Here is a 2,373-nt window from a genome sequence, read left to right as displayed (position 1 = left end):
CTTGTAAAAGGATTAATGATAAGCAACTTTCCACCGATATTGATTCTTTGGAAAGATTCGCTGATAAGTACATGTTGGACTTATATTCCCAAAAAGGGAAGTATTTTGAGGAGAACATCAACCAAGGTCGGCAGTTAGAGAGGCAGGAAAATGCAGTGATGATAAGAAATGGTGTAATACTTTTCATTATCGTTACAGTACTTTTATTGGCGGCTTTGGTGTATGTCTATCTTTCCAAAAGGAAAACCTTACATGCACAAGAGATAAGGCATATTCAGGAACATTATGAAATGGAACTTGAATCACAAAGAAAGGAAAAGGAATATTTGGAAAGAGAGCATAAATTATTGCTTGAATCAAAGAACAAGCAAATAGCCTTGTTGAAAAACGGACTGTTTGAAAGGCTTGAACTTGCGAAAAAGATTAAGGATGCAAAGGGTCAGAGCTGTCATGTCGTTATTAATGATAATGACTGGAATCAACTGCATTCACTGCTTGAAGGTGGAGAAGAGTATTTTGTAAGCAAACTCAAGGAGAGATATCCAAGTCTTAGTAATGATGAAATACAGATGTGTATGCTTATTCGCATTGGACTGTCTAATGAGGATATGGCAAATATCTATTGTATCACCATTAATTCCATGAAACGCAAATTATACAGTTTTAAGGAAAAGATGGGCATTACAGACAATAACAAATCCGTGAGGAACGTAATTCTGGGATTATAGTGAAGTTGATCGATTCAAATGCGATGTAAAATGTAACATTTGGTTTTGATTTTGTTTCATAACCAGTAACAATCTACCTGTCATAAAAGCCATCTAACCGTTTAAGTATTTGTTATTCAGTTGTTATTGCATATTTTAAGAATAAGCAATTGACTACCTGTTTTTCTTGCATATTATGAGTGATTGATGTATTTTTGCAGCAAAAACAAATACCAAGATATGAAAACATTAACTGAAAGATGTATATTTAATAGATTATTACCGGTGGTTATGATTATAACCGCCAGTATAACTGTGGCATGCCATAATAGGGGTGTGAATAAGAAATCTATGGAAGTAAAGCTGTCCAAAGATAATCTTTCCAGCATAGAAGAAGTCTTTTCTGAAATTGACATTTGCTATTTGGGCGATACTGTTGAAACCGAAATCTCGGGTGTCGTGGTGTCTGTCCAAATGCGAGATGGGATTATACTTGTTGAAGGAAGTGAAGGGGTTTTATATGTGTATGACTACTCCGGTCATTTCTTGGGAAACTCAAAAAATGTGCGTGGAAAAGGGCGTGGCGAGTTTAATATAATGACGGGCTATACATATAACCGTTATTCAAAACAAATAGAAGTATTGACTCCTGTTGATTTGTTATTCTATGATACTAACTTTAGGTTTCTCGGTAAAAAGAGAATACCTACAGAATATCCGGAACAAAACAAAAAAGGAACATTCTTTAGGCAGATTTGTGATATTTCAGAATCAAGGCATATTATGCTGACATCTCCTTTAGAAAAAAGACAGAATGAATTAGTTTTATTTGATTCAAATTTGTTAAAAGAGGAATATTGCATTTCATATAACGATTATGAAATTGCAGAGATTTCCATGCAGGAACAGTCCTTTTTCGAGCTTAACAGCCAACAGTATCTCTTCTTCCCTAATTGTGTAACCAATAAGGTGTTTATTTTTGACAGTAATGATGAAAGTTTGGTGTCATATATTAAATACACAGGTGAGGATTTAATTAGTGCAGAAGATGTAAAGCCATATAAAAATAACAGGAATAAAATGTTAGAGTTTTTGGCATTTAAGAGCGCAAAGATAATTCCATTAAGAGGTATGGGTAATGAAAGTCTGATATGCACATTATTCAAGGCTGGTGGAACAACTCGTGATACTTACACTTCTTTCTTTAATGTAAAAAATGGAAATTCAAAAACAATAAAGAACAGGGAGAAAGGTGTTGTCAACTTACCAATCTTTAATAGAATAGAAGGTGATACATTATATGCTATTGTTCCACCTGAGGACGTTAAGAAAATGGAAACACTAAGTATTCTGAATAAAAAAAGCAGGCAGTTGATAAAAACAGCACCTGAAGATGGAAAATATGCCATTGCCAAATATATACTGTCAAGGAGGTTGTCAAACTAAATATTATAAAAGAATAAGAATATAATGGTAAAACAATGAGAGAAAATAATATCATTGGATTCTTGGCGAATGGGCTACATTTGGCAAACAGACTGTCCATAGCAACTCTGTCACATTCAATAATGTTCCCTCGAAAGGCTTATACCTCTTAAGGAATCTTACAAAGGGACACGAGGAGAGAGTGTTTACGTATGAAACCAATTGCCAGATATGGTGGTAA

2 protein-coding genes are annotated in these 2,373 nt (G+C 34.2%); both read left to right on the top strand.

Annotated elements, in window-relative coordinates; translation table 11 throughout:
- The coding region (locus tag CIK98_RS18185) for a hypothetical protein (RefSeq protein ID WP_172409903.1) at positions 1-728 on the top strand (728 nt) is incomplete at its 5' end.
- Between the two features lie 219 nt (positions 729-947).
- Positions 948-2,153: a 6-bladed beta-propeller gene (locus CIK98_RS10380; protein WP_172409902.1), complete on the top strand. Its 1,206-nt coding sequence runs from the start codon at positions 948-950 to the stop codon at positions 2,151-2,153.
- The last annotated feature ends 220 nt before the right edge of the window (positions 2,154-2,373 follow it).

The sequence above is a fragment of the Prevotella sp. P2-180 genome, assembly GCF_002251435.1.
Classification (GTDB): Bacteria; Bacteroidota; Bacteroidia; order Bacteroidales; family Bacteroidaceae; genus Prevotella.
The sequence above is the reverse complement of the archived record's forward strand: the minus strand, read 5'-3'. Positions and strand labels throughout refer to the sequence as shown.